General features: G+C 57.5%; 26 protein-coding genes and 1 tRNA gene. 12 read left to right on the top strand and 15 right to left on the bottom strand.

The features are described 5' to 3' along the window. The first annotated feature begins 235 nt into the window (after positions 1-235). The 5 genes from frdA to blc all read left to right on the top strand — a co-directional run bounded on the left by frdA (position 236) and on the right by blc (position 4157). Positions 236-2032 (top strand): fumarate reductase (quinol) flavoprotein subunit, encoded by a 1797-nt coding sequence (gene frdA / locus V8N38_RS01565; protein ID WP_038879239.1) that lies wholly within the window; start codon positions 236-238, stop codon positions 2030-2032. Beyond that, positions 2025-2759: a succinate dehydrogenase/fumarate reductase iron-sulfur subunit gene (locus tag V8N38_RS01560; protein WP_033636770.1), complete on the top strand. Its 735-nt coding sequence runs from the start codon at positions 2025-2027 to the stop codon at positions 2757-2759. Before frdA ends, V8N38_RS01560 begins: the two co-directional genes overlap by 8 nt. A 15-nt stretch (positions 2760-2774) precedes the next feature. After that, complete coding sequence (gene frdC, locus V8N38_RS01555; RefSeq protein ID WP_070914373.1) at positions 2775-3167, top strand: fumarate reductase subunit FrdC; 393 nt, start codon at positions 2775-2777, stop codon at positions 3165-3167. Between the two features lie 12 nt (positions 3168-3179). Further along, positions 3180-3539 carry a fumarate reductase subunit FrdD gene (gene frdD / locus V8N38_RS01550; RefSeq protein WP_004929672.1) on the top strand — a complete coding sequence of 120 codons (360 nt, stop codon included), beginning with the start codon at positions 3180-3182 and terminating at the stop codon, positions 3537-3539. 84 nt (positions 3540-3623) lie between these two features. After that, on the top strand, positions 3624-4157 hold the full coding sequence (blc, locus tag V8N38_RS01545; RefSeq protein ID WP_087763025.1) for an outer membrane lipoprotein Blc: 534 nt from the start codon (positions 3624-3626) through the stop codon (positions 4155-4157). Here blc and sugE read toward each other — a convergent pair. From sugE to efp, 4 genes are all read right to left on the bottom strand, one after another. Continuing rightward, positions 4151-4468, bottom strand: a complete 318-nt coding sequence (gene sugE / locus V8N38_RS01540) for a quaternary ammonium compound efflux SMR transporter SugE (protein WP_004929669.1) — start codon at positions 4466-4468, stop codon at positions 4151-4153. The genes blc and sugE overlap by 7 nt on opposite strands. Positions 4469-4660: 192 nt before the next feature. Then, positions 4661-4792 (bottom strand): entericidin A/B family lipoprotein, encoded by a 132-nt coding sequence (locus V8N38_RS01535; RefSeq protein ID WP_033636766.1) that lies wholly within the window; start codon positions 4790-4792, stop codon positions 4661-4663. Between the two features lie 121 nt (positions 4793-4913). Continuing rightward, positions 4914-5045: an entericidin A/B family lipoprotein gene (locus V8N38_RS01530; RefSeq protein WP_019453400.1), complete on the bottom strand. Its 132-nt coding sequence runs from the start codon at positions 5043-5045 to the stop codon at positions 4914-4916. A 70-nt stretch (positions 5046-5115) separates the two neighbouring features. Beyond that, the gene (gene efp, locus V8N38_RS01525; protein WP_004929666.1) at positions 5116-5682 is read right to left on the bottom strand and encodes an elongation factor P; all 567 of its coding nucleotides are present in this window, start codon (positions 5680-5682) and stop codon (positions 5116-5118) included. 42 nt (positions 5683-5724) lie between these two features. Between efp and epmB the strand changes: the two genes are divergently transcribed. After that, a complete protein-coding gene (epmB, locus tag V8N38_RS01520) occupies positions 5725-6753 on the top strand; it encodes an EF-P beta-lysylation protein EpmB (protein ID WP_033636765.1) in 1029 nt (342 codons plus the stop codon). Between the two features lie 82 nt (positions 6754-6835). Here epmB and V8N38_RS01515 read toward each other — a convergent pair whose 3' ends face one another. The 5 genes from V8N38_RS01515 to V8N38_RS01495 all read right to left on the bottom strand — a co-directional run bounded on the left by V8N38_RS01515 (position 6836) and on the right by V8N38_RS01495 (position 11872). Next, on the bottom strand, positions 6836-7180 hold the full coding sequence (locus V8N38_RS01515; RefSeq protein WP_025305007.1) for a DUF4156 domain-containing protein: 345 nt from the start codon (positions 7178-7180) through the stop codon (positions 6836-6838). A gap of 178 nt (positions 7181-7358) precedes the next feature. Then, on the bottom strand, positions 7359-8984 hold the full coding sequence (locus V8N38_RS01510) for a methyl-accepting chemotaxis protein (protein ID WP_147839662.1): 1626 nt from the start codon (positions 8982-8984) through the stop codon (positions 7359-7361). Positions 8985-9209: 225 nt separating this feature from the next. Next, positions 9210-10856 (bottom strand): chaperonin GroEL, encoded by a 1647-nt coding sequence (gene groL / locus V8N38_RS01505; RefSeq protein WP_084826953.1) that lies wholly within the window; start codon positions 10854-10856, stop codon positions 9210-9212. Positions 10857-10900: 44 nt separating this feature from the next. Beyond that, positions 10901-11194 carry a co-chaperone GroES gene (locus V8N38_RS01500; protein ID WP_004952634.1) on the bottom strand — a complete coding sequence of 98 codons (294 nt, stop codon included), beginning with the start codon at positions 11192-11194 and terminating at the stop codon, positions 10901-10903. A gap of 189 nt (positions 11195-11383) precedes the next feature. Further along, positions 11384-11872 (bottom strand): FxsA family protein, encoded by a 489-nt coding sequence (locus V8N38_RS01495; protein ID WP_019453406.1) that lies wholly within the window; start codon positions 11870-11872, stop codon positions 11384-11386. A 369-nt stretch (positions 11873-12241) separates the two neighbouring features. On the opposite strand from V8N38_RS01495, the gene aspA reads away from it, so the two are divergent. From aspA to V8N38_RS01465, 6 genes are all read left to right on the top strand, one after another. Then, positions 12242-13678, top strand: a complete 1437-nt coding sequence (gene aspA, locus V8N38_RS01490; RefSeq protein ID WP_004929659.1) for an aspartate ammonia-lyase — start codon at positions 12242-12244, stop codon at positions 13676-13678. Positions 13679-13803: 125 nt separating this feature from the next. Then, complete coding sequence (locus tag V8N38_RS01485) at positions 13804-15105, top strand: anaerobic C4-dicarboxylate transporter (RefSeq protein ID WP_038879248.1); 1302 nt, start codon at positions 13804-13806, stop codon at positions 15103-15105. Between the two features lie 109 nt (positions 15106-15214). Next, complete coding sequence (cutA, locus tag V8N38_RS01480; RefSeq protein WP_004929657.1) at positions 15215-15538, top strand: divalent cation tolerance protein CutA; 324 nt, start codon at positions 15215-15217, stop codon at positions 15536-15538. Further along, entirely contained in the window at positions 15514-17238 is a 1725-nt protein-coding gene (locus V8N38_RS01475) for a protein-disulfide reductase DsbD (protein WP_147839661.1), read from the top strand. Before cutA ends, V8N38_RS01475 begins: the two co-directional genes overlap by 25 nt. 39 nt (positions 17239-17277) lie before the next feature. Continuing rightward, a complete protein-coding gene (dicD, locus tag V8N38_RS01470) occupies positions 17278-17853 on the top strand; it encodes a division control transcriptional repressor DicD (RefSeq protein WP_015376374.1) in 576 nt (191 codons plus the stop codon). A 160-nt stretch (positions 17854-18013) separates the two neighbouring features. Further along, positions 18014-18089, top strand: a tRNA-Phe gene (locus V8N38_RS01465). Positions 18090-19180: 1091 nt separating this feature from the next. Here V8N38_RS01465 and V8N38_RS01460 read toward each other — a convergent pair. The 6 genes from V8N38_RS01460 to V8N38_RS01435 form a co-directional block, all read right to left on the bottom strand. Beyond that, positions 19181-19726: a helix-turn-helix transcriptional regulator gene (locus V8N38_RS01460; protein WP_147839660.1), complete on the bottom strand. Its 546-nt coding sequence runs from the start codon at positions 19724-19726 to the stop codon at positions 19181-19183. Positions 19727-19888: 162 nt separating this feature from the next. Next, a complete protein-coding gene (locus V8N38_RS01455; RefSeq protein WP_187181542.1) occupies positions 19889-20854 on the bottom strand; it encodes a PapG chaperone-binding domain-containing protein in 966 nt (321 codons plus the stop codon). Between the two features lie 246 nt (positions 20855-21100). Continuing rightward, positions 21101-21613: a fimbrial protein gene (locus tag V8N38_RS01450; RefSeq protein ID WP_187181541.1), complete on the bottom strand. Its 513-nt coding sequence runs from the start codon at positions 21611-21613 to the stop codon at positions 21101-21103. A gap of 28 nt (positions 21614-21641) precedes the next feature. Next, positions 21642-22229, bottom strand: a complete 588-nt coding sequence (locus V8N38_RS01445) for a fimbrial protein (protein WP_147839657.1) — start codon at positions 22227-22229, stop codon at positions 21642-21644. Beyond that, positions 22222-22878, bottom strand: a complete 657-nt coding sequence (locus V8N38_RS01440) for a fimbrial protein (RefSeq protein ID WP_244951302.1) — start codon at positions 22876-22878, stop codon at positions 22222-22224. Before V8N38_RS01440 ends, V8N38_RS01445 begins: the two co-directional genes overlap by 8 nt. 9 nt (positions 22879-22887) lie before the next feature. Further along, positions 22888-23637 carry a fimbria/pilus periplasmic chaperone gene (locus tag V8N38_RS01435; protein WP_147839656.1) on the bottom strand — a complete coding sequence of 250 codons (750 nt, stop codon included), beginning with the start codon at positions 23635-23637 and terminating at the stop codon, positions 22888-22890. Between the last annotated feature and the right edge of the window lie 39 nt (positions 23638-23676).

Raw genomic sequence — 23676 nt, 5'->3', positions numbered from 1 at the left:
GCGAAAAGGCAGGCAAGCCTGTTGGTCGAGCGTTAATCGACAAAACAATCGATCACATCAAATTTCGACTACTTAACTTTAGGTATAGTTAATTCCCCATTATTGGTGGGAGATATCTATCCTTAACCTTTAAGCAACATTAATCGGTTCAATTAGTTAGCACCCGAAGAGTTCGCTAAATTTTAAGCATAGATATTTAACTTGCCGTTCTTAATAAGAACATTGGAGGAATGCAGTGCAAACCTTTAACGCCGATCTTGCCATTATTGGGGCCGGGGGCGCTGGTTTACGTGCAGCAATAGCCGCAGCGGAAGCCAATCCCCAACTGAAAATCGCGCTGATCTCTAAGGTCTACCCGATGCGCAGCCACACGGTCGCCGCCGAGGGGGGCTCCGCCGCCGTCACCCAGGATCACGATACCTTCGACTACCACTTCCACGACACCGTCGCCGGCGGCGACTGGCTGTGCGAACAGGACGTGGTCGATCACTTCGTGCATCAGTGCCCGCGCGAGATGACCCAGCTCGAGCAGTGGGGCTGCCCGTGGAGCCGCAAACCGGACGGTTCGGTCAACGTGCGGCGCTTCGGCGGCATGAAGATCGAACGCACCTGGTTCGCCGCCGACAAGACCGGCTTCCACATGCTGCACACCCTGTTCCAGACCTCGCTGAAATACCCGCAGATCCAACGCTTCGACGAGCACTTCGTGCTGGATATCCTGGTGGATGACGGCCAGGCGCGTGGCCTGGTGGCGCTCAACATGATGGAAGGCACCCGCGTGCAGATCCGCGCCAACGCGGTGGTGATGGCCACAGGCGGCGCCGGGCGCGTCTACCGCTACAACACCAACGGCGGCATCGTTACCGGCGACGGTATGGGCATGGCGTTCCACCACGGCGTGCCGCTGCGCGACATGGAGTTCGTGCAGTATCACCCGACCGGCCTGCCCGGTTCCGGCATCCTGATGACCGAGGGCTGCCGCGGCGAAGGCGGCATCCTGGTGAACAAGGACGGCTACCGTTACCTGCAAGATTACGGCATGGGCCCGGAAACCCCGCTGGGCGAGCCGAAGAACAAATACATGGAGCTGGGCCCGCGCGACAAAGTGTCCCAAGCCTTCTGGCACGAATGGCGCGCCGGCCGCACCATCGCCACCCCGCGCGGCGACGTGGTCTACCTCGATCTGCGCCACCTGGGCGAGAAAAAGCTGCTGGAGCGGCTGCCGTTCATCTGCGAACTGGCCAAGGCCTACGTCGGCGTCGACCCGGTGAAAGATCCGATCCCGGTGCGCCCTACCGCGCACTACACCATGGGCGGCATTGAAACCGACCAGAACTGCGAAACCCGCATCAAGGGGCTGTTCGCAGTCGGCGAATGCTCCTCCGTCGGCCTGCACGGCGCCAACCGTCTCGGCTCCAACTCGCTGGCAGAACTGGTGGTGTTCGGCCGCGTCGCCGGTGAGCAAGCGGCCCGCCGCGCGCTGGAAACCGCGCCGGCCAACGGCAGCGCGCTGGATGCGCAAACCCGCGACGTCGAAACCCGCCTGAGCAACCTGATGAAGCAGGAAGGCAACGAAAACTGGGCGAAGATCCGCGACGAAATGGGGCTGTCGATGGAAGAAGGCTGCGGCATCTACCGCACGCCGGAGCTGATGCAAAAAACCATCGATAAGCTGGCGGAGCTGAAAGAGCGCTTCAAGCGCGTCAACATCACCGACAACTCCAGCGTGTTCAATACCGATCTGCTGTACACCATCGAGCTGGGCTACGGCCTGGACGTCGCCGAATGCATGGCGCACTCCGCGTTTAACCGCAAAGAGTCGCGCGGCGCTCACCAACGCCTGGACGAAGGCTGCACCGAGCGTGACGACGTCAACTTCCTCAAGCATACGCTGGCGTTCCATAACCCGCAGGGTGCACCACGCCTCGAATACAGCGACGTGAAAATCACCAAGCTGCCGCCGGCCAAACGCGTCTACGGCGCAGAAGCCGAAGCGCAGGAGAAAAAGAATAAGGAGCAGGCAAATGGCTGAGATGCAAACCCTGAAGATCGAAGTCATGCGCTATAACCCGGAACGCGACGCCGAGCCGCATTTCGTCACCTACGCCGTGCCTTACGACGAACAGACCTCGCTGCTCGACGCGCTGGGCTACATCAAGGACAACCTGGCGCCGGATCTCTCCTACCGCTGGTCCTGCCGCATGGCGATCTGCGGCTCCTGCGGCATGATGGTCAACCGCGTGCCGAAGCTGGCGTGCAAAACCTTCCTGCGCGATTACGTCGGCGGCATGAAGGTCGAAGCGCTGGGCAACTTCCCGATCGAGCGCGATCTGGTGGTCGACATGACCCACTTCATCGAAAGCCTGGAGGCGATCAAGCCTTACATCATCGGCAACGATCGCAAACCGGAAGACGGCCCGAACGTGCAGACCCCGGCGCAGATGGCCAAGTATCACCAGTTCTCCGGCTGCATCAACTGCGGCCTGTGCTACGCCGCGTGCCCGCAGTTCGGCCTCAACCCCGAGTTTATCGGCCCGGCGGCGATCACGCTGGCGCACCGCTACAACCTGGACAACCGCGACCACGGCAAGAAACAGCGCATGCCGCAGCTTAACGGCCAAAACGGCGTCTGGAGCTGCACCTTCGTCGGCTATTGCTCCGAAGTCTGTCCGAAACACGTCGATCCCGCCGCCGCCATCCAGCAGGGCAAGGTGGAGAGCGCCAAAGACTTCATGATCGCCATGCTGAAGCCGCAATAAGGGAGAAAAATTGCCATGACAACTCAACGTAAGCCCTATGTGCGCACCATGACGCCCACCTGGTGGCAAAAGCTCGGCTTCTACCGTTTCTACATGCTGCGCGAAGGCACCTCGGTGCTGGCGGTGTGGTTCAGCATCGTGCTGCTCTACGGCGTGTTCGCGCTGAAGGGCGGCGCCGAGAGCTGGGCCGGCTTCGTCGGCTTCTTGCAGAACCCGCTGGTGCTGTTGATCAACGTCGTCGCCCTGCTGGCGGCAGCGCTGCACACCAAAACCTGGTTCGATCTGGCGCCGAAGGCCGCCAATATCGTGGTCAACAGCGAGAAAATGGGGCCGGGCCCCATCGTGAAAGGGCTGTGGGCCGTCACGGTCATCGTCAGCGTGGTCATCCTGGCCGTGGCCCTGATCTAATCCGGAGGAAACATGATAAATCAAGCACCTAAACGCTCCGACGAGCCGGTTTTCTGGGGATTGTTCGGCGCCGGCGGCATGTGGGGCGCGATCGTCGCACCGGCCATCGTGCTGCTGGTCGGCATTCTGCTGCCATTGGGGCTGTTCCCCGGTGAAGCACTGGGTTACGAGCGCGTGCTGGCGTTCTGCCAGAGCCTGATCGGCCGCCTGTTCCTGCTGCTGATGATCATTCTGCCGCTGTGGTGCGGCCTGCACCGCATCCACCATGCGATGCACGATCTGAAGATCCACGTACCGGCCGGCAAATGGGTGTTCTACGGTCTGGCGGCGATCCTCAGCGTGGTCACCGTTATCGGCGTCGTCACCCTGTAAACCGCTCAGGCGGCCAACGCCCGTTGGCCGCCCTTTTCTCATCGGCTACACTGTCTACTCGCCCCCGGTAAACAGGAGTCACCGATGCGTTTATGGTCAAAGCTTAGCGTCATGCTTTCCGCCCTGCTCTCCGTCGCTTGCAGCGTCTCCCCGCCCAAAGACATCAAGGTCGTGACCCCTTTCGACAGTCAGCGCTATCTCGGCACCTGGTACGAAATCGCGCGTCTGGATCATCGTTTTGAACGCGGTTTGCAGCAGGTGACCGCCCACTACAGCCCACGCGCCGACGGCGGGCTGAAAGTCATCAATCGCGGCTTCAATCCGCAGAAACAGCAATGGCAAGAAAGCGAAGGCAAAGCCTACTTTATCGGTTCACCGCAGATCGCGGCGCTGAAAGTGTCGTTTTTCGGCCCCTTCTACGGCGGCTATAACGTGATTGCCCTGGACCCGGACTACCGCTACGCGCTGGTTTGCGGCCCAAACCGCGACTATCTGTGGATCCTGTCGCGCACCCCGACGCTTGACGCCGGCGTACGCGACAGCTTATTGCAGACGGCCAAGGGCTACGGTTTCGCCACCGATGCACTGATCTGGGTGCAACAGTCCGCCGATCAGTGACTGCTGAACTTCAGCCCGAGGATGCCGACCACGATCAGGCACAGGCTGATGATACGCGCGATATTGGTCGACTCGCCCAACAGCACCATGCCCATGATGGCCGCGCCCACCGCGCCGATGCCGGTCCACACCGCATAGGCGGTGCCGGCGGGCAGCGTTTTCATGGCGTTGGCCAACAGCAACATGCTGACCACCATCGCGGCGATGGTGATGATGCTCGGCGTCAGCCGGGTAAAACCGTGGGTGTATTTCAGACCGATAGCCCAAACCACTTCGAGCAAACCGGCGATAAGCAGAATAATCCAGGCCATGAGACGGCCTCCCTACCACTGGGGTCGTCCCCGATATAATGACGCGTAAACGGGTCGTCCCGTTCAGCGGGGTGATGAACGGCGGGTAACCTCACCCGCACTGCGGCAGGATAGCAGCAGCGTTAACGCTCAGGCAAGAGGAGGAAATGCGGCGGCCCTCCGCGCGCGGAACGCCGCCGGGTGGAGAACGGATTATTCCGCGCTGCGCTGAATGGCCTTGCCGCCGGCCTGAATGTCCTCACCCACGCCGCGGGTGGTGTTACAGGCGGTCAACGAGGTCAAAATCATCAAAGAGAAGATCGCGATAATACTTTTCTTCAGCATAAGAAAGTCCTTATTTGTCGTTGATGAAAAAGTACGGCTTTCTAAGCTTAGTCAAAATTGGCGCAGAGAGTGGGATCGCCACCGGCTTTGTGGCGCAAATACATCGGGTTAAAGGACGGGATCAGCTGGCCGTGCGGGAGATGGCGCCGCCGAGATGCTGAACGTCTTCGCCGAAACCGCGAAACGTATTGCAACCGCTAAGGGAGAAAAGGAACAACAGGGAGAGCACGGCCAACAACGTTTTCTTGAACATGCGGGTTTTCTGCAAACGAACGGGGATGGGATAAAACAGAGGAACCGCGGGGGTTCCTCTGCTTTGAAACTTATTTAACGCGAGAGACGTATTCGCCAGAGCGAGTGTCAACTTTGATCACTTCGCCGATCTGGACGAACAACGGCACTTTAACCACGGCGCCGGTGCTCAGGGTAGCCGGCTTGCCGCCAGTCCCTGCGGTATCGCCTTTCAGGCCCGGATCGGTATCGGTGATTTCCGCTTCGATGAAGTTCGGCGGCTGAACGGCGATTGGACGGCCATCCCACAGGGTGATGATGCACTCTGCGTTGTCCTGCAGCCATTTGGCCGCATCGCCTACGGTTTTGCCGTCAACCTGATGCTGTTCAAAAGACTCAGGGTGCATGAAGTGGTAGAACTCACCGTCGCTGTACAGGTAGTTCATGTTGGTGTCCATCACGTCTGCGCCTTCGCAAGAATCGGTAGACTTGAAGGTTTTTTCCACGCGGGTGCCGGTCAGCAGACGACGCATTTTCACGCGTGCAAACGCCTGGCCTTTGCCCGGCTTAACGAACTCACTGGCTTCGACGGCGTAAGGTTCGCCCTCGAACATGATTTTAAGACCCGGACGGAAATCGTTGCTAGAATAAGTCGCCATGATGGCCCTCTGAATATTTGAACTGGTAGCTTAGCCAAAAAAATGGCACACATTATAACCCAAAGTACGGCACATAGAGAAGATTGGTTGCATCAACTCGCCGATGTTATTACCGATCCTGATGAATTACTGCAGCTTTTGTCACTGAATACGCACCCGGAACTGCCGCAGGGGCGCGATGCCCGCCGGCTGTTCGCCCTGCGCGTGCCGCGCGCCTTCGCCGCACGCATGCGCCCCGGGGATGCCAACGACCCGCTGCTGCGCCAGGTGCTGACCGCCAGAGAGGAGTTCATCAACGCCCCAGGGTTCACCACCGATCCGCTCGATGAGCAGCGCAGCGTGGTGCCGGGCCTGCTGCACAAATACCGCAATCGCGCACTGCTGCTGGTCAAGGGCGGCTGTGCGGTCAACTGCCGTTACTGCTTCCGCCGCCACTTCCCCTATCAGGATAATCAGGGCAATAAGAACAACTGGCGGCAGGCACTGGATTATATCCGCCAACACCCGGAACTGGACGAGATCATTTTTTCCGGCGGCGATCCGCTGATGGCCAAAGACAGCGAGCTGGAATGGCTGGTTGGCGAACTGGAGGCCATCCCGCACCTGAAACGCCTGCGCATTCACACCCGCTTGCCGGTGGTGATCCCGGCGCGCATCACGCCGGCGCTGTGCCGCCTGCTGTCGGCCTCGCGCCTGCAGGTGCTGATGGTCACGCACATCAACCACGCCAACGAAATTGACCGCGATCTGCAAAGCGCCATGGCGCAGCTGCGCCTCGCCGGCGTCACGCTGCTCAACCAGAGCGTGCTGCTGCGCGACGTCAACGACGATGCCGACACGCTGGCGGCGCTCAGCAACGCGCTGTTCGACGCCGGTATCCTGCCTTACTACATCCACGTGCTGGACAAGGTGCAGGGCGCGGCGCACTTCATGGTCAGCGACGATGAAGCGCGCGCCATCATGCAAGCGCTGCTGAGCAAGGTGTCCGGCTATCTGGTGCCGCGCCTGACGCGCGAAGTGGGCGGCGAACCGAGCAAAACGCCGATCGATCTGCGCCTGATGCAGGAGTGACGCGCGCCAAGTCCCCCAACGAAAAGAGGAATGCCGTGGCATTCCTCTTTTTTTATCTCTTTGCGGCTCCGGCCTCAGCGCCTTACGGGCACTTGTAAACCTGGCCGACCATTTTGCTGTCCAGCGGTGCGAAGCTGGAGAGCAGATTCTGGCTCGGGCTGTTGGCGCCGTAGATTACGTTGCCGCCCATGGCCGCCGCCTTGTTGCGCAGATCGTTGGCCGCACCGCGCATGGAGCTGCCTTCACCGCCATTGCCGGACAGCCAGTTGCTCTGGGTGCCGGTCACTTCCCCCAGCAGCTGGCATTCCGCCGCCGGCTTGCTGTCGGTGAACTTGATCTGCTGACCCGCAGCGGTCAGTTCATGAGTGGTGCTGCAACCCGCCAGCAGCATCGCTGCCGAGAGACCCAGTAAGGCTTTAATCCGCATCTTGTTCCCCATTCGATGTTGAGAATTACGCAAAAGCTTATCAGAAAGCGATGCCATCTCTTAAGCATCCGTTGCCACGCGAGCGGGCCAACGTCTTGAGCGACAGCTGATGACTTACCAGTTTACCAGCTAAATCGCCCCGGGCGGCAAAAATATCATCAAATACAGTGCGGCGGCGTTAGGCCCAAGCGGCAACGGCCGCCGATGCCTGCGCCTCCACGTCGCCCTGGTGCGGTTCCCCCTCCGCCAGTTGGAATACCGCCACCGCCTGCGCCAGCAGGGCCGCCTGCTCCTCCACGCCGACGGCGGTGGTCGCCACCTCCTCCACCAGCGCGGCGTTCTGCTGGGTCACCTGATCCATCTGGGTCACCGCTACCCCGACCTGCTCGACGCCCTTGCTTTGCTCTTCCGACGCGTACGAGATGTTATCCATCAGCGACGTCACCTGGTTCACCGAGCCAACGATGGCATTCATCGTCTCGCCTGCCTGCTCCACCAAGCGCACGCCGGCGGCGATATCGCCGGTCACGCCGTCGACCAAACTGCTGATTTCCTTGGCCGAAGTCGCGCAGCGCTGCGCCAGATTGCGCACCTCGCCGGCCACCACCGCAAAACCCCGCCCCTGTTCACCGGCCCGCGCGGCCTCCACGGCGGCGTTCAGCGCCAGGATATTGGTCTGGAAGGCGATGCCGTCGATCACGCTGGTAATATCCCCCACCTGGCGCGCGCTGTCGTTGATCGCCCGCATCTTGTCGACCGCGCTGGCCATCAGCGTTTCGCCGTTGCGGGCAATGCCGGCGGTCTGATTGACCATCCCGGCGGCCTGGTTGGCGTTATCGGCGTTTTGCCGCACCGTCGCGGTGATCTGTTCCATGCTGGCGGCGGTTTCCGTCAGCGCGCTGGCCTGTTCTTCCGTGCGGCTGGAAAGATCGGCGTTGCCGACGGCGATCTCGTGCGTACCGTGGTTGATCGACTCCACGCCGTCACGCACCTGCTGCACGGTGGCGCTCAGCTCCTGCTGCATCGTTCGCAGGCTGGCAAACAGCATGCCGATCTCATTGTTGTTGCGTACCGCGATCTCGCAGCGCAGATCGCCGCGCCCAACCTTTTGCAAGTGTTCGGCGATCTGGCGCAGCGGCAGGATCAAGCGCCGGCGGAAATCACGTTGCACGGCGACCAGCAGCAGCAGGATCGCCGCCAGGGTGCCGCTCAGCAGGCGTGCAAAGACTTTTTGGGTCTGCTCCGCCTCTTCCACCGCCAGACGGTGGGCGGCCACCGTGGCCCGCATGTAGTCAGCAAACTGGCTATCCAGCCGCTGGCGCACCTGGCACTTCTCTGCCGCCATGGCGTGCAGCCGCTCGATCAGCGCCGCCTGCGGCGTGTCGGCCAACAGCGTCAGCTCTTGCTTCAGCACCGCCTGCTGCACCAGGTAGACCTTTTTCATCGCCTCGCCCAGATCCGGGCGCGATACCGTCAGGCCCGGCGTCTCCCAGAACAGGTTGAACGCGACGTCGGCGCTGCGCAGCTCGTTACGTGCCTCAATGATGCCCTGCCGGATATCGGCGGCGTCCGTCTGCGCCATGCGCTCGAACGCCATGTTGTCGATCAGCGTCTGCGTTTGCAGCAAAGCACGCCAACTGCGGTTCAGCGCGGCTTCCTCGTCGGAGAAAGTGCTCATCCTGCCGATGCTGTTGCCGTTTTGCTGCATGAAATAGAAGGCGATGGCGCCGGTTCCCATGGGCATCAAGCCCAACAGCAACAGCATCAACATCAGCCAGGTGGCTATTTTCATATTTTTCAGCATAAGTCGTCTCCGTTGACAGTCACACCGGCGAGGGAAAATTCCCCGCCTGGTAGGGGCTATATCGGTACGAAACGACAACGGTTTAGGGTAAAAGCAAAATAATGCAATAATTCATTCAGTGAACTAATAACAAGCTAAATAAACATTCTTTTTATTGATTTTTAAGATAAAAAAAACCCCGGTCGTTTGACCGGGGTTCTCAGCACACAAGCGTGTGGGGGATGATTACATCATGCCGCCCATGCCGCCCATGCCACCCATGCCGCCTGCTGCGCCCAGATCCGGTGCGTCAGCCTTCGGCAGGTCGGTGACCATGCATTCGGTGGTGATCATCAGGCCAGCCACGGAAGCCGCGTACTGCAGAGCAGAACGGGTCACTTTGGTTGGATCCAGGATACCCATCGCGATCATGTCGCCGTATTCTTCAGAGTAAGCGTTGTAGCCGTAGCTGCCTTCGCCCGCTTTCACCTGGTTGGCGATAACGGAAGCTTCTTCACCGGCGTTGACCACGATCTGACGCAGAGGGGCTTCCATTGCGCGCAGCGCAACTTTGATACCCACGTTCTGGTCTTCGTTGTCGCCTTTCAGCGCGGCGATTTTGCCTGCAACGCGGATCAGCGCTACGCCACCGCCGGCCACCACGCCTTCTTCCACTGCAGCGCGGGTCGCGTGCAGGGCGTCTTCAACGCGGGCTTTCTTCTCTTTCATTTCAACTTCAGTGGCTGCGCCAACCTTGATAACGGCAACGCCGCCGGCCAGTTTCGCTACGCGCTCCTGCAGTTTTTCACGATCGTAGTCAGAGGTCGCTTCTTCGATCTGCTGACGAATTTGAGCAACGCGGCCCTGGATGGTCGCTTCGTCGCCCACGCCATCGATGATGATGGTAGTGTCTTTGTTGATCACAACGCGTTTTGCCTGGCCCAGGTCTTCCAGGGTGGCTTTTTCCAGCTCCAGACCGATCTCTTCAGAGATAACGGTACCGGCAGTCAGGGTCGCGATGTCCTGCAGCATGGCTTTACGACGGTCGCCGAAGCCAGGCGCCTTAACGGCAGCCACTTTCACGATGCCGCGCATGGTGTTGACCACCAGGGTCGCCAGCGCTTCGCCTTCTACGTCTTCAGCGATGATCAGCAGCGGTTTGCCTGCTTTGGCAACGGCTTCCAGCACCGGCAGCATTTCGCGGATGTTGGAGATCTTTTTGTCAGCCAGCAGGATGAACGGGCTTTCCAGCTCAACAGAACCGGTTTCCGGCTTGTTGATGAAGTATGGGGACAGGTAACCGCGGTCGAACTGCATACCTTCAACCACGTCCAGCTCGTCTTGCAGGCCGGTGCCTTCTTCAACGGTGATAACGCCTTCTTTGCCCACTTTCTCCATCGCTTCCGCGATCAGTTTACCCACGGTTTCGTCGGAGTTGGCGGAGATGGTGCCTACCTGAGCGATAGCTTTGGAATCGGAGCAAGGTACGGACAGTTTTTTCAGTTCTTCAACCGCAGCGATAACCGCTTTGTCGATGCCGCGCTTCAGGTCCATCGGGTTCATGCCTGCAGCAACCGCTTTCAGGCCTTCGGTGATGATGGATTGCGCCAGTACGGTTGCCGTGGTGGTGCCGTCGCCCGCCGCGTCGTTCGCTTTGGAGGCCACTTCTTTCACCATCTGTGCGCCCATGTTCTCGAACTTGTCTTCCAGTTCGATTTCACGCGCAACGGAAACGCCGTCTTTGGTGATGGTCGGTGCGCCGAAAGATTTATCCAGCACTACGTTGCGGCCTTTCGGGCCCAGAGTCACTTTTACTGCATCAGCGAGAACATTCACGCCGCGGAGCATTTTCACGCGAGCGTCATTGCCGAATTTTACGTCTTTAGCTGCCATTGGTATTTCCCTTCAACTCGTTCAGTTCAGAAGATAAAGCGCAATTACGCTTCAACAATTGCCAGAATGTCGCTTTCGGACATGATCAACACTTCTTCATTGTCGATCTTCTCTGCTTTCACGCCGTAGCCGTCGTTGAAAATCACGATATCGCCAACTTTCACATCCAGCGGTTGGATGTTGCCGCTTTCCAGCACACGCCCTTTACCCACTGCAACCACTTCACCGCGAGTGGATTTACCCGCCGCAGAGCCAGTCAGGACGATGCCGCCAGCAGATTTTGATTCAACTTCTTTGCGCTTGACGATAACGCGGTCATGCAATGGACGAATACTCATTGAACGCTCTCCTGTAAGAAGGTCTCTATCAGATTTAGGGTTGTACACCGGATGGTTGTTATTACCGGCCTCGTGGGATTTGAGATGGGGGCGTTCCAGCCCCCTTCAAGGGGGCTAACGAAAAAAATTTCGCATTTTTGGTCGCGCGGGTGCTACAGAGATGAAAAACGCGGCCTGAGCCGCGTTTGCTTAACGATCGTGGGGCTTGCGCTCCTCGTCCGGGCGGTGTTCCAGCACCGGGCGTTCGTCGTCCTTGCGCTGGAATTCACCGTCGAAGGTGTTGCCGTTGGCGGCGTCGCCGCCCGTCCAACCGCCGGGGCGATAAACCGACAGGTGAGGCATCAGCTTCAGCGTCAACGATTTTTGCACCGGCGGCAGCAGCAGTAACAGGCCGAGGAAGTCGGTAAAGAAGCCCGGGATCAGTAGCAGGAAGCCCGCCAGCACCAGCGAAACGCTTTTCACCATTTCCGCCGCCGGGCTTTCGCCGGCCGCCAGTTTTTGCTGCATCTGCACGAAGGTTTTCATGCCCTGATTGCGCACCAGCGAAATGCCGACGCAGGAGCTGAACACCACCAGCAGCAGGGTGACAGCCACGCCGAGCACGGCGGCGACTTTGATAAAGATGGATATTTCTATGTAAGCCAGCAGAAATATCAGCAGTAGCGGTAACCAGCGCACCTGGTTCTCCTATCGGTAGGTAAAGCGCGGCCGCCACGGGGCGACGGCGCGAAAAAAGAGGCCGTAAACGGCCGACACCATTACAATGAGGGCATCACCCCACCATTTCAACCGAGAGCCGGTTTTTATTGCTAAAGTTCACAAACGTGAAAGAAGTCACAGAACCGGAAAAGGGCATATCCTTAAACACCATAAGGTGATCTGGATTCAGTCATTTCTTACCAACCAGCATATGATCTGGGCAGCAACGGGCGATTTGGTTAATCGTTTCACGCCCCAAGCCTTCGGCAATATTAATTTAGGCTGTGCCCTTACTAGCCTTGACCTGACAAATTATTAATTCGGCAGCAACACATAGAGAAGGTTCTCATGTCAAACAACATTCGTATCGAAGAAGACCTGTTAGGAACACGTGAAGTCCCCGCAGACGCTTACTACGGAGTTCACACTCTGCGTGCGATTGAAAACTTCTACATCAGCAACAGCAAAATCAGCGATGTCCCCGAGTTCGTTCGCGGCATGGTGATGGTGAAAAAGGCCGCGGCGATGGCCAACAAAGAACTCAAAACCATCCCGCGCAAAATCGCCGACGTGATCATCCAGGCCTGCGACGAGGTGCTGGATAAAGGCAAATGCATGGATCAGTTCCCGGTGGACGTGTTCCAGGGCGGCGCAGGCACCTCGCTAAACATGAACACCAACGAAGTGCTGGCGAACATCGGCCTGGAGCTGATGGGCCACCAAAAAGGCGAATACCAGTACCTGAACCCGAACGATCACCTCAATAAGTGCCAGTCCACCAACGACGCCTACCCGACCGGGTTCCGCATCGCGGTGTACGCCTCCAACCAGAAACTGATCGACGCCATCAACCAGCTGCGTGAAGGCTTCGACCGCAAGGCGAAAGAGTTCGAAACCATCCTGAAAATGGGCCGCACCCAGCTGCAAGACGCAGTGCCGATGACCCTCGGCCAGGAGTTCCACGCCTTCAGCGTGCTGCTGAACGAAGAGACCCGCAACCTGCACCGCACAGCGGAGCTGCTGCTGGAAGTGAACCTGGGCGCCACCGCCATCGGCACCGCACTCAACACCCCGGAAGGCTATCAGCCGCTGGCGGTGCAAAAACTGGCGGAAGTCAGCGGCCTGCCGGTGGTGCCGGCGGAAGACCTGATCGAGGCCACCTCCGACTGCGGCGCCTACGTGATGGTGCACAGCGCGCTCAAACGCCTAGCGGTGAAACTGTCCAAAATCTGCAACGACCTGCGCCTGCTCTCCTCCGGCCCGCGCGCCGGCCTGAACGAAATCAACCTGCCTGAGCTGCAGGCGGGATCGTCCATCATGCCGGCCAAAGTGAACCCGGTCGTGCCGGAAGTGGTCAATCAGGTGTGTTTCAAGGTGATTGGCAACGACACTTGCGTTACCATGGCGGCCGAAGCGGGCCAGCTGCAGCTGAACGTGATGGAGCCGGTGATCGGCCAGGCGATGTTCGAGTCGATCCACATCCTGACCAACGCCTGCTACAACCTGCTGGAAAAATGCATTAACGGCATCACCGCGAATAAAGAAGTCTGCGAACACTACGTCTTCAACTCGATCGGTATCGTCACCTATCTGAACCCGTTCATCGGCCACCATAACGGTGACATCGTCGGGAAGATCTGCGCCGAAACCGGCAAGAGCGTGCGTGAAGTGGTGCTGGAACGCGGCCTGCTGACCGAAGCCGAGCTGGATGACATCTTCTCCGTGGAGAACCTGATGCACCCGGCCTATAAAGCCAAACGCTATACGGATGAAAATGAACAATAACAGACCTACCCGGTAGCCCTGAAAGGCACGCTAAATCCTCTGGATAGCGTGCCTTTTTACTTTCCGGCGCCCACAAAATTTTAACGTTTGATTTTCAATTTCTCTCATTTTAAGGAGTAAACACTATGCTAGCCTTGGAATTGGTTATCGTTCTGCTGGCCATCTTTTTAGGGGCCAGGTTGGGCGGTATCGGTATCGGGTTCGCGGGGGGATTGGGCGTTCTGGTCCTGGCGCTGATCGGCGTCAAGCCGGGCAGCATTCCCTTCGACGTGATTTCCATCATCATGGCGGTGATCGCGGCGATCTCCGCGATGCAGGTCGCCGGAGGGATGGACTATCTGGTGCAGCAGACCGAAAAGCTGCTGCGCAAGAACCCCAAGCACATCACCATTCTCGCCCCTATCGTCACCTACTTCCTGACCATCTTCGCCGGCACCGGCAACATCTCGCTCTCGGCGCTGCCGGTGATCGCCGAAGTGGCGAAAGAACAGGGCATCAAGCCTTGCCGGCCGCTGTCCACCGCCGTGGTGTCCGCCCAGATCGCCATCACCGCCTCGCCGATCTCCGCCGCGGTGGTGTACATGTCTTCGGTGATGGAAGGCCACGGCGTCAGCTACCTGCACCTGCTGATGGTGGTGATCCCGTCCACCTTCTGCGCCGTGCTGGTGATGTCGCTGCTGGTGACCTGGCTGTTCGACTCCAAGCTGTCTAACGATCCGGTGTACCTGAAACGCCTGGAAGAAGGCCTGATCACCCTGCGCGGCAACAACGCGCTGGCGATCAAACCGCGCGCCAAAGCCTCGGTGCTGCTGTTCCTGCTGGGCGTGCTGTGCGTGGTGGCTTACGCCATCATCAACAGCCCGGGCCTGGGCCTGGTGGCCAAGCCGCTGATGAACACCACCAACGCCATCCTGATCATCATGCTGAGCGTCGCCACGCTGACCACCCTGCTGTGCCGCGTCGACACCGACATGGTGCTGAACTCCAGCACCTTCAAGGCCGGCATGAGCGCCTGTATTTGTATCCTCGGCGTCGCCTGGCTGGGCGATACCTTCGTGCAGGCCAACATCGACTGGATCAAAGAGACGGCCGGCAGCGTCATTCAGGCGCACCCGTGGCTGCTGGCGGTGATCTTCTTCTTCTGCTCGGCGCTGCTGTACTCGCAGGCCGCTACCGCCAAGGCGCTGATGCCGATGGCGCTGGCGCTGAACGTATCGCCGCTGACCGCCGTCGCCTCCTTCGCCGCCGTCTCCGGCCTGTTCATCCTGCCGACCTACCCAACGCTGGTCGCCGCGGTGCAGATGGACGATACCGGCACCACGCGCATCGGCCGCTTCGTGTTCAACCATCCGTTCTTCATTCCCGGCACCATGGGCGTGATCTTCGCCGTGGTATTCGGCTTCCTGCTCGGCAGCATCATGCTGTAACGCTCCGACCGGGGCTGCGGCCCCGGTTTTCCTTCTGGCGATAAACTCGCCTTCTAGCCAATCCGCCTTCAGGGTATAGTGCCCATTCGAACCGATGAGAGGGCTGAAGATGTCTGATTGCGAAGCTGTCGTCATACTCTGTACCGCACCCGATGAAGCCAGCGCCCAGGAACTGGCGGCGCGGGTCCTGGGCGATAAGCTGGCGGCCTGCGCCACGCTGCTGCCCGGCGCTACCTCGCTGTATTACTGGGAAGGGAAACTGGAACAGGAATACGAAGTGCAGATGCTGTTCAAAAGCGATCGCCGCCGTCAGCAGGCCCTGCTCGACACCCTGAAACAACATCACCCTTACCAGACGCCCGAGCTGCTGGTGCTGCCGGTGATGGCCGGAGATAAAGACTACCTGTTATGGATCAACGCTTCCTTAAACTGATTTTGCTGCTGTGCAGCCTGTTCTTCCTGCCGCAGGCGGCGCAGGCTTCGCTGTTCGCGCCGAAGGGCGGCAGCCAGTTCGTGCCTGTCGATCAGGCCTTCGCCTTCGATTTCAAACAGCAAGGCAGCCAGGTAACGCTGAACTGGCAGATCCGCCCCGGCTACTACCTGTATCGCCAGCAGATCAAACTGGTGCCGCAGCAGGCGACGCTCGGCGCCTTTACCCTGCCCGAAGGGTTGAGCCACAAGGACGAGTTCTTCGGCGAAGTGGCGATTTTCAAACAGCAGCTGAATCTGCAGGTGCCGCTGCAACAGGCGGCGGCCAACGCCAGCCTCAGCGTCACCTATCAGGGCTGCGCCGAGGCCGGCTTCTGCTATCCGCCGGAAACCCGGATCATCCCGCTGGACGCGGTCAGCGCCGGCGCGACCGCCCCGCTCCCGGCGGTTGACACCGCACCAACCGAACAGCCCGCTACGCCGGCCAGCCTGCCGTTCTCGCCGCTGTGGGCGCTGCTGATCGGTATCGGCATCGCCTTCACCCCGTGCGTGCTGCCGATGTACCCGCTGATTTCCGGCATCATCCTCGGCCGCGACCGGCCGCAAAGCAGCGGCCGCATTCTGGCGCTGGCGGTGGTTTACGTGCAAGGCATGGCGCTCACCTACACCCTGCTGGGGCTGGTGGTGGCCGCCGCCGGCCTGCAGTTCCAGGCGGCGCTGCAGCACCCTTACGTGCTGATCGGCCTGTCGGTGCTGTTTATCGCGCTGGCGCTGTCGATGTTCGGCCTCTATTCCCTGCAGCTGCCCTCTGCGCTGCAAACCCGGCTGGCGAGCTGGAGCAACACCCAACGCGGCGGCTCGCTGGCCGGCGTGTTCCTGATGGGCGCCCTGGCCGGGCTGATTTGTTCGCCCTGCACCACCGCGCCGCTCAGCGCCATCCTGCTGTATATCGCCCAGAGCGGTAACCTGTGGGCCGGCGGCGGCACGCTGTACCTGTACGCACTGGGGATGGGCATTCCGCTGGTGATCGTCACCCTGTTCGGCAACCGCCTGCTGCCGCGCAGCGGCCCGTGGATGCAGTATGTGAAAGAGGCCTTCGGCTTCGTCATTCTGGCGCTGCCGGTGTTCCTGCTGGAGCGGGTGATCGGCGATCTGTGGGGCCTGCGCCTGTGGAGCCTGCTCGGCCTGGCGTTCTTCGGCTGGGCCTTCGCCCTGAGCCTGAGAAGCACACGTGGATGGACGCGCGCCCTGCAGCTTCTGCTGCTGGCGGCGGCGGTGATCGCCGCGCGGCCGCTGCAGGACTGGGCCTTCGGCGCCGATCAGGCGCAGCAGGCGGCTCAACCGCACCTGACTTTTACCCGCATCAACAACGTCGAACAGCTCGATCTCGCGCTGCAACAGGCGCGGGGCAAGCCGGTGATGCTGGACCTGTACGCCGACTGGTGCGTGGCCTGTAAAGAGTTCGAGAAATACACCTTCAGCGATGCGGCGGTGCAGGCGAGCCTGGCCAACGCGGTGCTGCTGCAGGCGGACGTCACCGCCAACGGTGCGGAACAGGCGGCGCTGCTGAAGCATCTGCAGGTGCTGGGGTTGCCGACGATCCTGTTCTTCGATCCGGCCGGCCAGGAGCTGACGGCCCAGCGGGTCACCGGTTTTATGAAGGCGGAAGCCTTCAACGCGCATTTGCAGAAAGTGATGCGATAAATGACACTGAAGATCGGAAGCGAATGGGAGGAAGCACAAGTGCAACGTGAACACGTCCTTGATACCGCGCTGGGCCTGTTGGAACAACAGGGCCTGGCGACCGCCACATTAGAGATGCTGGCGGAAAAACTCGACGTTCAGCCCGGCGATCTCAAACGGTTCTGGCCGGATCGCGAAGCGCTGCTGTACGACTGCCTGCGCTACCACGGCCAACAGATCGACACCTGGCGCCGCCAGCTGCTGCTGGATGAAAACCTGAGCCCGCAGCAAAAGCTGCTGGCGCGCTATGACGTGCTGGCGGAATACGTGCAGCAAGACCGCTACCCCGGCTGCCTGTTTATCGCCGCCTGCAGCTTCTTCCCGGAAACGGATCACCCGATCCACCAGCTGGCGGAGCAGCAAAAGCTGACCTCGCTGGAGCTGACCCGCGAACTGCTACGTGACATGGACGCCGACGACGCCGACATGGTGGCGCAGCAAATGGAATTGATTCAGGAAGGCTGCCTGAGCAAACTGCTGGTAAAACGCCAGCTCCAAGACGTATCGGTCGCCAAACGGCTGGCGGAAGACATCTTGCAGGTGGCACAGTGCCGCCGCAACGGGGCGCTGAGCTAAGCGAACCGCGCTTGCGGCGCCGACAGCCCAAGGTGATAGCCACAGCAGGCGCATTTTTTGCGCCCTTTGCCTGAAAAGCCAGCAACCGGAGGCATTTTAACGTCTTTCACGCATAAAGCCGTTGACGGCCATCGGCCAATACGGTTTAATGCTGCCCGTTGCCCGGATAGCTCAGTCGGTAGAGCAGGGGATTGAAAATCCCCGTGTCCTTGGTTCGATTCCGAGTCCGGGCACCATATTTAGAGAACCCAGCCTATGGCTGGGTTTTTGCTTTTCAGGGACAGGACTCTCCATCGAACTACGTTCGATTATTCGGCCAAAGGCCTCACCCTACGGACCAGCGCTGAAGCGCTGTTCAACCCGGCGCAAGCGCCGGTTGTCCGAGTCCGGGCACCATCTTCAGAAGAACCCGCCTATGGCGGGTTTTTCGCTTTCTGGGGTACGGACTCTCCATCGAACTGCGTTCGATTATGAGGCCTGAAGACCTCACCCTGCGGGCCAGCGCTGTTCAACCCGGCGCAGGCGCCGGTTGTCCGAGTCCGGTCGCCCTATTTAGAGAACCCAGCCTATGGCGGGTTCTTCGCTTTCTGGAGTTCGAACTCTCCATCGAACTGCGTTCGATTATTCGGCCAAAGGCCTCACCCTACGGGCCAGCGCTGAAGCGCTGTTCAACCCGGCGCAAGCGCCGGTTGTCCGAGTCCGGGCACCATCTTCAGAAGAACCCGCCCAAAAGGCGGGTTTTCATTATTCTGAGCAGGGTATCAGTCCCCTTCCCTCCCCCGCCAGACTCCCCAATCGACCATATGTTCCTGAATGGTTAGTCGTCTTTTCTTCATACGCTTTGCGTGCTGAAAAAACGAATACAGACTCAAAAAAAACAGAAATACTGCCAGAAAAAACAGATCCACATGACCTCCCTGTGCTGTCCGGCACAGAAGCACGACATCACAGTCGCGCCCCTCTCTCGGTATCAGCCCGGTATTATTTCCCTAAGTCATCAATAGTGCTCAATTAATAGCCCTGGCCGACAAAGGACGAAAAAAAGCAGAACCCTCCCTGCTCGTCGAATAACATGTATTGGCAAAAGACTGCCGGCCTCTCACAACTAAAACCGGCGAGACAACAGAGATAAACAAACTCGCTTTATTTGCCGATTTATTTCGCCGACGCTTGCCTGAGGCATAGGAGCACCCGAGCGTAATTAATTACGCCAAACCAATATCTTTAGAAAAAACATCAACGGTATTTATTAATTAATACCCGCCACGCTAAATTTTCGCCGTCAGAATTTAACAAAACACAGGAAATAGAAAACCCCTCGTTAGGGTTAAGATAATTCTCCCTCGTGCGATAAAAGCCAGTACAAAAATTCATGGTTGCGATAGAGCATTAGCTTACCCATAACGGAGCGCTTATGGCTATGCACCGTTTTCACACTCACCCCCATCACTTTGGCGGTTTGGGATTGATCAAACCCCCTTCTAAGATAATTCACTACCTGGCGCTCACGATGGGTTAGAGGTTGATACTCGAACCGTCTTGTAGCTCGTGTATCGCTCAACATTTCAGCCAACAGCAGGAACAATTTATCAGGGCTATCTGTTCGATACAGTACACGGGATGCTTCATGAGAAATAATCGGCCTTTCCTGTATCGTGACGACAGGAGGAGCACCATCACCATGCGCCGCTTTTCGCCAGCGCTGAGCAATACGCCTTGATGAAACGAATATCACATCGGGTCGGATCATGGCATCCTGTTTCAAAAAACAAATCTCCTTATTATTGGCCTGCGCATATTCTTTTATGCTGCTTTGCAGACCAGATGAAAAATAGCGATTTTCATCATCAATAATGATATTGATCGCCTTCATCCTTACCCCCTAGAATTGGATCAGAGCAATATAACCCACAAAAAAAATGCAGAGCCTGCTTATGCCCGTGATTATCATAACAATGACAACTTCCATAGCCATTGGGTCTCTAAACGGGAGCTCCACATATCCACATAGATTATAAATTCCCGTTGCGTATTATTAATAAGCATTTATGATAAGAATGCCATTGCCGCTGAACGGCCCCTCTTCAATATTCCCGACGGTATACAGGGTAGATTCCAAATCAATAGGCACCCCGCCCGTCGGAATGGCAATTTTCTTGCCGGTGATGCCAGGCACACCGTCAACTGTGACGGTGGAATAAAGGCTGCCGTCGCCCTTCAACATGATTTTTTCATTGGCAGTATTGCTCACCACCGACACTTCCGCGTTAGCCGGGTAGGTGCAGGATATCCGCACAGTCTCTTTCTTCTTATTGCCATTGACTTCATCCGTAGTTAACGAGCCGTGATCCAGCGTTACGGCACCCGCGTCAATTTTACATTCATTATTGGGCGGCGTCGGGCCAATGCAGTTTTGCCCAGGAAAAGCCTTATAGTAAGCAGTGCTGAAAGTGAAAACTAACGCGTAACATATTTTTGAATAGGCCTCCCACTTATTCTTGATGATACATGTCTTATCAAATCCAGGATCACAATAGCCCAAAGTAGTCCCTAACGCCTCGATGCCCACATTCAGTTTCCCCCCAAAATCGTCTCCAATTTTACTTAGCAAAGAGTACAACTCTCCCATTGTTCTTTGTTTCTGTATATCTTTAATAGTATTCGAATTCCAAATGAGTCTAAACGACGGCGTTGATGTGTATGAAGCTGCATAAGTATATGCGTGAGAAAAGTTATGATAAGCACCAACGGTAATTATGCAACCGGCATTATAACAAGGGTTAGGCGTCGGATCATTGAAATCTATGCTTACCAGCCGAGCTAAAGCACTATAGCGACTGCTATTTCCGCTACTAATATATCCATCAACGATAGGCGCATTCAGGGTCTGCCAAACCATTCCAGCCTCTGTGTTAAATGTGAAAGCAGAAAGAGAAAACAAAACAAGCTTACCCAACCATGTAAGTTTATTTTTAAAAAAAGATAAAATAGAAAAACTCATAGATTCCTCTTGAACCATCACCGGCGTATTAAAAATAAAATAAGCACAAACGCTAACTCAGCCATCAACGCATGTTCACATTAATACGCGCGCAGAAAAACTGCCCTGTGCGTCATTACACTTCGGTGTCAACGCCCCCGACACCACTCTCGCTACGCAATGGCTACCTCATATATTGCGCTTTTCATGCTACCCGCCCCGATTTCCTGCAACCCGGCGTAGACAACCCAGTTGCAGGAACCGTTATTACTCATACTCGGCAGTTAACGTCGCGTTTCCGGTAAAATCAGCCCCCACCAGCATGGTACCTGGGCGTGCGATAGGCACTGCGTAAAGTTTCGTCGGGTTAGCGGCATTAATAATCAGTTTGGTATCGCTGACGTAAGTGGTATCGCCTGCACCTTGCGTGATACGTAATCCAAGGTTGCCCACGCTTGACTGCAGTGGTTTACCATCCCCCCAGGATACCGGCGCAAAGCTCAAATTCACTTTCAGATCGCCAGCGTTTTCAGAACCACCGCTACAGGAAACGCTATAGGGAATTTCCATTTTTTTGTAAGCGACCCCATCAATTTTATTAATGACGACGTTGGCAAAATCCACGCTAATATCTTTACCGTCATTCAGCGTACAGACCGGTTGTTCTACCAGTTTGCCGGTGAAATTTACCTTCACCGCTTGTGCAGGCACCATGGCCAGCAACCCCATACAAGCCATTGCCGCCAGACCTGAGTTATACGCCATTTTCATTTTTTTCATTTTAATTACCCTCATTTTCATTCTCTTATTATTGAACCGCTAAGACTAATGTAGCACTGCTGGAAAAATCCCCGCCTTTCAGCGTAGCGCCACTGCGTTTTACCGGCACGGCGTATAATGCCGGCACCTCCGGATAGGTAAAATTAAGCCATGTATTCAGCTGCAACTGTTGGCCGTTCTCTTGCAGCAGCTTAATCGCCAAATCGTTATTACTGGTGCGTAATAAGCTGTTACCAAAATCCGGCAACACGCCGTTCAAACTCAATTTCAAAAGCCCCGCGCTACCCGATGTATTGCCGCTGCAACTCACCCCAAATGGGATCGGCCGCTTGCCGTATTTTTCGCCATCAATCTTGGCGGTGATCAGCTCGTTGAAATTCACGAAAATATCCTGGCCGCCATTAATTTCACAATTTAGCTTGGCGACAACGGTCCCTTTTACCGTGACCGGCGCCGTCGCTGCCCATCCGGCTTGACTAATCAGCAGCACCGCCAATACGCTTAATGCCGAGGAGAGCGCCATGGTGATCACCAGAGAGCAAGAGAGCCGAACGCATTCCCCCACGTTTAGCCATACGCTACGCCATAGGTTGCCCATTGTTTGCACCTCAGTCATAGCTCATCCGAAAATCAATGGCGGCCTGATAGGCACCTGCAACCATAGGCGCACGCGTGCGCTCCGCCATCACATAGAAATTCAACGCGTCGCTTCCAACTGCCAGTCGCTGTGGCCGGCTGCGACTTCCCATGCGCACATCTTTTTTATCGCTATCTAACAGGCGCAACGCCAGCCCACCGGCCCCACGCACCTTCACCAACTGTGGGTTATCCGCATCGGCGGGCGCATTAAAACTCACCGTAACGGCAGGTTGGTAGGTGTCCCATGTCCGAGTTCCCAAACGTTCATCCTGCATTGCAGCCCCCACGCGCAGACAATCTCGCAAGCGAAGCTGGAAAGCGACCGGTTGAGCGCGTTCGCCCACCCTGGCCAAACTGCCCGTCGTCACCTCGCCTAACCAGACATCCTGATACGCCGACGCCATATCCAACCGGCAGGCCCCCTCCGTCAATGCACCATGGACAAACAACACACCGTGATTCCCTTCTTCCGCTTTCGCGAGACCGGCCATCAGCAACGTCAACGCCAATATGGCGCCCATCCCTCTTTGCTGCTTCAAAAAACCGCCCTTCAAATTGCGCTTTCCCTTGCCCATTCTTTGCATTGCTTTTTCCCCGCTCGCCTCAATAGCCGGTAAAAATGCCACCGATTTTTGTTATCCTTTTGAGTCCGGCACAACCTGGCAGTCACCGGCGCCGCATTTGAATGTCAGCGTCGGACGGCCACCGTAATCATTGACGTAAGTCAGCACCGGCGCATCGCCCAACCCAGAAGCCCCCAGCGCAATGCTGCCTTTAGGCGGCACCATTAACGGCTCAAAACCCTGCGCCGTTTTTCCCTTTTTGCTGTTGCTGGCATCAACCAGAGTGATGTAATAAGGCGTAGGATTATTCACTTGGAAACCATTACCCTGGCGAGTCAGCGTTAGCTTCTCCTGCCACGGCGTAAAAGCGCTACCTCTGTCTGGCGTAATCGCCACCGGGCGATAGAACAGTTTGATGCGCGTCTGCAAGGCGATTTGCAATGTGTTGGCCTTCTCACTTTTCGGCGGTATTTCACGCAGGTTGAAATAGAACAGGGTTTCACGATCCTGAGCCAACAAATTCGCCGCTGGCGTCGTCTGCACTTTTATTTGACTCTGCGCCCCTGGTTCCAACCGCTGCACTGGCGGTAATACCACCAGTGGACTGGTAATCTTCTTGCCATCGGCATCTTCCAGCCACCCCTGCGCCAAATACGGCAACTGGGTATTTTTATTGCTGATATTCAGGCTTACCGATTTCTCAGCCCCATTAAAGACCACGCGGGTACGATCCAATGCGATAGCAGCTTGGACCTGACTGCTCAATACCGTTGCCGACAGTGCCCCGGCCATTGATAATGCTTTTACTACGTTATTTTTCATAGAATTGTTCCGTCTCATAAAGCTTGCTCTTACTAAAAT

Origin of the sequence: Serratia nevei (assembly GCF_037948395.1) — a bacterium.
GTDB classification, from domain to species: Bacteria; Pseudomonadota; Gammaproteobacteria; order Enterobacterales; family Enterobacteriaceae; genus Serratia; species Serratia nevei.
This window is presented reverse-complemented; position numbering and strand designations above follow the sequence as displayed.